Origin of the sequence: Pseudoalteromonas sp. SW0106-04, assembly GCF_001293805.1 — a bacterium.
GTDB classification, from domain to species: Bacteria; Pseudomonadota; Gammaproteobacteria; order Enterobacterales; family Alteromonadaceae; genus Pseudoalteromonas; species Pseudoalteromonas ruthenica.
The window spans coordinates 61,032-68,968 of sequence record NZ_BCAI01000018.1 but is presented as its reverse complement, the minus strand read 5'-3'; the positions used below and the strand labels follow the sequence as shown (position 1 = coordinate 68,968).

Genomic DNA, 7,937 nt, shown 5'->3' with positions numbered 1-7,937 from the left:
CCATTCGACCTACTGTCGTCGCCACGGCGTGTCGCGTTCATATCCGGCTCCCGCAACCAATTCTTAACAGACCTCACTACCAATTACTATTTCAAATCCATTCGACCTAAGGTCGTCGCCACGGCGTGTCGCGTTCACATCCGGCTCCCGCAACCAATTCTTAGTAGACTTCACTACCAATTACTATTTCAAATCCATTCGACCTACGGTCGCCACCACGGCGTGTCGCGTTCATATCCGGCTCCCGCAACCAATTCTTAGTAGACTTCACTACCAATTGCTACTTCAAATTTATTCGACCTACGGTCGTCGCCACGGCGTGTCGCGTTCGTATTCAAGCTTTACAATGAATTACCCTGCGTTGTTTTAAATAAAACGCTATACCCCTTTTGGCACATTTTTGTATTGCTACTGTGGCGTTTTATCAACATGAAATCATGTCTTTTTAGCTCCGGCAAAGCCGCATCCTACCTTGGCTCAAACGATTTTATTGGCGACCCCAAGATTTTCCTAATTTGATTGCATTTTAAGCGGTTTCTATGATGATGTTCGCCACAAGAGGTGATATACTCCCGCCGAATAATTTTTCGACCAATAGAGTAAAGCAATGGCAGATTTATCAAAATACAGAAATATTGGTATTTTCGCGCACGTAGATGCGGGTAAAACGACCACGACAGAGCGTATTCTGAAGCTCACCGGTAAAATTCACAAAACCGGTGAAGTACATGACGGCGAATCAACGACCGACTTCATGGACCAAGAAGCTGAGCGTGGTATTACAATCCAATCAGCAGCTGTAACATGTGAGTGGAAAGGTCACCGTTTAAACGTAATCGATACTCCTGGACACGTTGACTTCACAGTAGAAGTATATCGTTCACTTAAAGTACTTGACGGTGGTATCGGTGTATTCTGTGGTTCTGGTGGTGTTGAGCCGCAGTCAGAAACTAACTGGCGTTATGCGAACGAATCAGAAGTAGCACGTTGTATCTTCGTAAACAAACTAGACCGTATGGGTGCTGACTTCTACCGCGTTGTAGAGCAAGTGAAAAAAGTACTTGGCGCAAACCCACTAGTGATGACTCTTCCTATCGGTATCGAAGACCAGTTCTCTGGTGTTGTTGATGTACTTGAGAAGAAAGCATACGTTTGGGATGACACAGGTCTTCCTGAAAACTACGAAGTACAAGACGTTCCAGCTGACATGGTAGACAAAGTAAATGAGTATCACGAGATGCTTGTTGAAACTGCCGTTGAGCAAGACGACGATCTAATGGAAGCATACATGGAAGGTGAAGAGCCTTCTTTAGAGCAAATCAAAGCGTGTATCCGTAAAGGTACTCGTGATCTTGCGTTCTTCCCAACTTACTGTGGTTCAGCGTTCAAGAACAAAGGTATGCAGCTAGTGCTAGACGCTGTAGTTGATTACCTACCTTCACCAACAGAAGTAGATCCGCAGCCACTAACTGACAAAGACACTGGTGAGCCTACTGGTGAAGTTGCAACTGTATCTGCAGATGAGCCACTTAAAGCGCTTGCGTTCAAAATCATGGACGACCGTTTTGGTGCACTTACCTTCATCCGTATCTACTCGGGTCGCATGAAAAAAGGTGACACAGTACTTAACTCAGCAACAGGTAAAACTGAGCGTATCGGCCGTATGGTTGAGATGCAAGCTGACGAGCGTAACGAACTTACCGAAGCGCAGGCGGGTGACATCATCGCTGTTGTTGGTATGAAGAACGTGCAAACTGGTCACACATTATGTGATCCTAAGCACGAATGTACGCTTGAAGCGATGATCTTCCCTGATCCAGTAATCTCAATCGCTGTTGCACCTAAAGATAAAGGTGGTACAGAGAAAATGGGTATCGCAATCGGTAAAATGGTTGCAGAAGATCCATCTTTCCAAGTTGAGACTGATGAAGATTCAGGTGAAACCATCCTTAAAGGTATGGGTGAACTACACCTTGATATCAAAGTTGATATCCTTAAGCGTACTTACGGCGTAGACCTTATTGTTGGTCAGCCTCAGGTTGCTTACCGTGAAACTATCACCAAAGAAATCGAAGATAGCTACACGCATAAGAAGCAATCAGGTGGTTCTGGTCAATTCGGTAAGATCGATTACCGTATCAAGCCAGGTGAAGTAGGTTCAGGCTACAAGTTCAGCTCAAGCGTTGTTGGTGGTAACGTTCCTAAGGAATTCTGGCCAGCAGTTGAGAAAGGCTTCGCATCTATGATGGAAGAAGGTGTTCTTGCCGGCTTCCCAGTACTAGACGTTGAAGTTGAACTATTTGACGGTGCTTTCCACGCAGTTGACTCATCAGCTATCGCGTTCGAAATCGCTGCAAAAGGCGCATTCCGTCAGTCTATCCCTAAAGCGGGTGCACAACTTCTTGAGCCAATCATGAAAGTTGACGTATTCACTCCTGAAGACAACGTGGGTGACGTAATCGGTGACCTTAACCGTCGTCGTGGTATGATCAAAGACCAAGAAGCGGGCGGCATGGGCGTACGCATCAAGGGTGAAGTACCACTATCTGAGATGTTCGGTTACATCGGCCACCTACGTACTATTACTTCTGGTCGTGGTCAGTTCTCTATGGAGTTCTCACACTACGCACCTTGTCCGCAAAACGTTGCTGACGAAGTAATCGCTGCAGAAAAAGCGAAAAAAGAAGCGAAGTAATAGTCGCCTCTTCTAAGAAAAACCCAGGCTAGTGCCTGGGTTTTTTTATGCCTATTCCTCTGCTCCCGTATTCGCTGTCATATATTCATCATCTGTCCGTCAATAAATGGTTATATTTTAGAAACATTCGTTCCCTACAGTAACGACGCCAGTACAACCCTTGCTGGTACATATTTGTGGTTAAGAACAGCTTCTTAACAGCGCTAAATAATAAAACTCACGGGAACAAAAAATGAAAGTATCAAAGTTAGCCTTGGCGATGGCGGCAGCCTCGGCCTTCTCCTCGCTGGTGTGCACACCAGTGCAGGCCGGAGTCTTGCCTGACGTTCAGACCAATAGTCAGTGGTATCAAACAGATAAGAATAAGCTCAACGAGAAGCAGCAATTGGCCAATCAGCAAAAACTGACTAAGGCCAAAAATGTGATTCTGTTTGTTGGCGATGGTATGGGGGTATCCACACTCACAGCAGCTCGTATTCTACAGGGCCAAAATAACGGCAAAATGGGTGAAGAAGGTTACCTTAGCTTCGAGAAGTTTCCTTACTCGGCGCAGGTAAAAACCTATAATGTTGATGCACAAACCCCAGACTCAGCAGGCACCATGACCGCCATGGCGTCAGGGGTTAAAACTGATGTGGGTGTGATTGGTGTAGATGAAGATATCGAGCGCGGAAATTGTGCCACGGTAGCTGGTAATGAACTGATTACTGCTCTGGAGCTTGCAGAAATTCGAGGTTTAAGTACTGGTATCGTCAGCACCGCCCGTATTACCCACGCCACTCCTGCAGCAACCTATGCCAAATCAGCAGATCGTAATTGGGAAGACGTGTCAGACATGCCGGCGCAGGCGGTTGCGCAAGGGTGTGAGGATATCGCTACGCAATTGGTTAACTTTGAACAAAACCTTGAAGCTCGCTTTGCTGGTACTGACGTGGATGGCATAGAAGTTGTTATGGGCGGTGGCCGCCGTCACTTCCTACCGAAAGACGAAACGTATAACACTCTTGATGCCCGCAGCGCTATCGAAGGGGACCGCACCGATGGTCGCGACCTGACTCAGGAATGGCAACAAAAGTATGCCGATGGTGTCTATGTATGGGACCGTGCAGGTTTTGATGCGATAGCCGATGACGCTCAGCGGGTGTTTGGACTGTTCAATGAATCTCATATGCAATATGAAGCAGACCGAGGCAATGATCTTGCGGGTGAGCCTTCACTATCAGAGATGACCGCTAAAGCAATATCTGTGCTTGATAATAACGATACAGGCTTTTTCCTTACGGTTGAGTCCGGGCGTATTGACCACGCTCACCACGCGGGTAATGCATACAATGCGCTGAACGATACAATCGAACTGGCCAATGCCGTGCAGTATGCCATCGAGAACACTAACCCCGAAGAAACATTGATTTTGGTGACTGCGGATCACAGCCACGTCTTTACCATTGCCGGTTACCCTAAACGTGGTAACCCTATTCTAGGTCAGGTAGTGGCGGTAGGGCAGCAGCAACCGACGCTTGCAGCGGATGGTAAGCCATACACCACGCTCGGCTATGCCAATGGCTTGGGCTTTCGCGACCTAGGCATGGAAACTAACGCTGATGCCAGCTACAGCGATGCGCCGCAAACCGGGCGTCAAAATCTGGCGGGTATCGATACCACCACCCCAGGTTTTCACCAAGAAGCAACCATTCCACTTAGCTCAGAGACACACGCAGGCGAAGATATTTCCCTTCATGCTATGGGTCCCAGCGCCCATCTAGCGCAGGGAGTGATTGAACAAAGCATGGTGTTCCACATTATCGACTCAGCCCTTGAGCTCACTAAGTAAGCAGGTATTAACAATGAATAAGCTAAATATTCTTTCTCTTGCCGTGGTTGCGGCACTGGCGGGTTGCTCTGACGATGATGGCGCGCCGACTTTAACTGTTAACACCGACATAGCTGTGGGTGATAGTCAATGCATTAATGGTGGTGTCTACACTCAAGTGGGTGCCGATGACAATGGCAATGGCGAGCTTGATGGCGATGAAGTTGCAGCGCAAACGACCAATTGTAACCCGATTAAAACTACATTAGATGATGATGAACTGGCTAACCTAACGGGCAACGCTTGGTTTAGCGATGCTCAGGATAAAGTAGCGCAGGCACAACAACGTGCCGAGCAGCTAAGCAGCAGCAATCAAAAAGCGAAAAACGTGATTCTGTTCGTAGGTGATGGAATGGGCATCTCCACGGTCACAGCTGCACGTATTTTAGCTGGGCAACTACAAGGAAAAATGGGTGAGGAGCACCAGCTGAGCTTTGAAACCATGCCATATTCCGGCTTTGCTAAAACCTATAATGTTGATGCGCAAACTCCTGACTCAGCTGGCACTATGACGGCTATGGCGACAGGGGTAAAAACCGATGTGGGTGTGATTGGCGTGGCTGAAGGGATTGCCCGTGGTGACTGTGAATCGGTGTCCGGCAATGAGTTAGTAACCGCCTTAGAGCTGGCAGAAATCGCAGGTAAATCAACAGGAATTGTGTCAACCGCGCGGATCACTCACGCCACACCGGCTGCCACCTATGCCAAATCGGCCGACCGTAACTGGGAAGACATCTCCGATATGCCCGCTGATGCGGTCGCGGCTGGGTGCGAAGACATTGCCTCGCAATTAGTTAACTTTGAGCCTAATCTGGAAGCGCGATTCGACGTCGATATTGATGGTATTGAAGTGGTAATGGGCGGTGGTCGTCGTCACTTCCTGCCAAAAGATGCCGCATTTAATAGCAATGATGCGCAAAGCAGCACCGAGGGTGACCGCACCGATGGCCGTGACTTAACGGCGCAATGGCAAGCGGCTTACCCCAATGGCACCTATGTGATGGATCAAGCGGGCTTTGATGCTATCGATCCTGCCAGCACTGAGCGCATCTTTGCGCTATTTAACGAATCGCACATGCAGTATGAGCAAGACCGAAGCAATGATATCGCCGGTGAGCCGTCGCTGGCGGCGATGACGGAAAAAGCCATTGATGTTCTTAATAACAATGACGAAGGTTTCTTTCTGACTGTAGAGGCGGGCCGTATCGATCATGCTCACCATGCAGGAAATGCCTATAACGCACTCCACGACACGGTGGAGTTGGCCGAGGCGGTGCAAGCCGCGATGGAAAAGACCAACACGGATGAGACCCTGATCATCGTAACCGCAGATCATAGCCATGTATTTACCATAGCTGGCTACCCGAAACGAGGTAACCCTATTTTAGGTAAAGTGGTTGCCGTTGGCAGCGACGAGCCTACCTTGGCAGCCGATGGCATGCCTTACACCACTTTGGGCTACACCAATGGCAACGGCTTTAAGAACCTTGGCGCACAGACCAACGCTGATGCTGGCTACAACGGTGAGATTGTCACTGGTCGTGTGGATTTGAGCACCATTGACACCACCACAGCGGGATTCCACCAAGAAGCGCTGGTGCCACTTAGCTCAGAAACTCATGCGGGTGAAGATGTGGGTGTGTATGCCCAGGGTCCTGGAGCCCATCTAGTGACCGGAACTAATGAGCAAAACTATATCTTCCACGTGATTAATCACGCTGCAGATTTAGTGAGTAAAGCAGAAGCCAAGCTAGGTAATTAATCACCTAAGGTCGAGGGCATAGGTTGCTATGTCCTCGGCCCTAAGTGGAGGATAAAATGATGAAGTATGTCAAATTAGCCACGTTGGCAGTCGCCATGTGTAGTGCCAGTGTGTATGCGCAACAGCAATGCCAAGCGAATGCGCAGGTGTTAAAAGCCAATTATATACAGCAGCAAGGCGTTCAAGAAGAGCAGCTATTTTCGCTTTGGCGGCTGCATGATCAGGTAGCGCATCAGGCTAACAGTCAGGGGGTCGTTGAGCTCTGGCAGCGCCTATCTAATCAGCAAGTGCGGCCTATTCGTTATTTTGAGCACTACCAAAGAGGCATTGAGTACCAACCTGGTGAGCTAAAAGAAGGCGGGCAACCAGTCAGTTGGTCACAAAAATATCAGTTAGTGCACAGTGACCTACTTTCACAATCGCCATCACGTACGCAAGGTGAGGGCTGCGGCCAAGAGCAGCACTTCGAAAGCCAACAAAATGGCTATAAAATGACGCTGGTATGGCTGCCAGCATTGCAGCTGGTCAAGCAGCTTGTGGTGGCACGTAAAGACGCTGATCATCAAGACAGATGGCAACAAATAAGCAGACTCACGTTGCAAAGTTACCAGCTTAACCCGCAACAAGTGCAGCAACAATTTGCTCATTGGGACCGTTATCAAACTACAGACTATGCCGATGTGGGAGATAATGAACATGATCCATTTTTGGCGAAAATGATAAACCAGGGCTTTATTGAACACGGTGCATCAGGGTTTTATCACAGTGATGGCCAAGCTATGTCAGGCGGCCACCACCATTGATCATGTAGATATCTAGGATAATTTGTCGCGACCAACCAAGCAGTGCCTATAATAAAATAATTTGTGGTGTGCTGGAGAGAGCATGAGTCGCGGCTGCCTATTTCTTGCCTTGTTGTTTCTAACTGCACCTTGCCAAGCCGAGCGCGTGGTTATCGCTGCTGAAGACGCATGGACTCCCTATGCCAATGCCGATGGTACGGGCATGGCGAATGATATAATCACGGCCGCTTTTGCAGCGGTAGACGTGTCAGTCGACTACCATATTTACCCTTATGCGCGGGTGCTGCATTACCTCGATACCGGTGCTTATGTGGCGGGCTTTAATGTGCCTATCGATGCTATCAGTAAAGAGAAGTACTTACTCGGTAGTACTCCTCTTTATAAGGCGTATTCTGCGTATTATCACAATACCCAACGGGCTCTGAAAATTACTAATCGTGCGCAGTTTAATGGCGAGTTAGTAGGTGTTGTCAGAGGATATGGCTATGGCGACCAGTTTCTTGCTTTGGTGGCCGAACATAAAGTGGTGGCAGCGTATGCTAACTCCGATTTACCTAACATGCGAAGGCTGATGTTAGGGCGCTTAGACAGTGCGCTTATTTTCATTAAATCAGCAAATTATCTACGTCGTACCCAAGGGATTAGCGATAACATTCAAGTGGCATTTATTAATGAAGGAACCGATATCTTTCTTGCTTTTTCTCCCCATCACCCAGATGGCGAGCGGCTGCAAAAGTTATTTGAACAGGGGCTAAAAAAGATAATCGAGAATGGCGCTCGTGACGCCATTCTCGCTCGGTATTAAAC

At 48.2% G+C, this 7,937-nt stretch carries 5 protein-coding genes; all 5 read left to right on the top strand.

Features of this window, described 5'->3' with window-relative positions:
• Positions 1-607: 607 nt before the first annotated feature.
• The 5 genes from fusA to W04_RS16900 all read left to right on the top strand — a co-directional run bounded on the left by fusA (position 608) and on the right by W04_RS16900 (position 7,935).
• Complete coding sequence (gene fusA, locus W04_RS16920; protein WP_045980256.1) at positions 608-2,695, top strand: elongation factor G; 2,088 nt, start codon at positions 608-610, stop codon at positions 2,693-2,695.
• A 232-nt stretch (positions 2,696-2,927) separates the two neighbouring features.
• On the top strand, positions 2,928-4,526 hold the full coding sequence (locus W04_RS16915; protein ID WP_053911696.1) for an alkaline phosphatase: 1,599 nt from the start codon (positions 2,928-2,930) through the stop codon (positions 4,524-4,526).
• A gap of 13 nt (positions 4,527-4,539) precedes the next feature.
• Positions 4,540-6,327: an alkaline phosphatase gene (locus W04_RS16910; RefSeq protein ID WP_053911695.1), complete on the top strand. Its 1,788-nt coding sequence runs from the start codon at positions 4,540-4,542 to the stop codon at positions 6,325-6,327.
• A 56-nt stretch (positions 6,328-6,383) separates the two neighbouring features.
• Positions 6,384-7,130, top strand: a complete 747-nt coding sequence (locus tag W04_RS16905) for a hypothetical protein (protein ID WP_053911694.1) — start codon at positions 6,384-6,386, stop codon at positions 7,128-7,130.
• A gap of 82 nt (positions 7,131-7,212) precedes the next feature.
• Positions 7,213-7,935, top strand: a complete 723-nt coding sequence (locus W04_RS16900) for an ABC transporter substrate-binding protein (protein WP_053911693.1) — start codon at positions 7,213-7,215, stop codon at positions 7,933-7,935.
• Positions 7,936-7,937 lie beyond the last annotated feature (2 nt).

Excerpts from the sequence above, each read along its gene's own strand:
- W04_RS16915 (WP_053911696.1), top strand. The coding sequence starts at position 2,928 with ATGAAAGTATCAAAGTTAGCCTTGGCGATGGCGGCAGCCTCGGCCTTC.
- W04_RS16910 (WP_053911695.1), top strand. The coding sequence starts at position 4,540 with ATGAATAAGCTAAATATTCTTTCTCTTGCCGTGGTTGCGGCACTGGCG.
- W04_RS16905 (WP_053911694.1), top strand. The coding sequence starts at position 6,384 with ATGATGAAGTATGTCAAATTAGCCACGTTGGCAGTCGCCATGTGTAGT.
- fusA (WP_045980256.1), top strand. The coding sequence starts at position 608 with ATGGCAGATTTATCAAAATACAGAAATATTGGTATTTTCGCGCACGTA.
- W04_RS16900 (WP_053911693.1), top strand. The coding sequence starts at position 7,213 with ATGAGTCGCGGCTGCCTATTTCTTGCCTTGTTGTTTCTAACTGCACCT.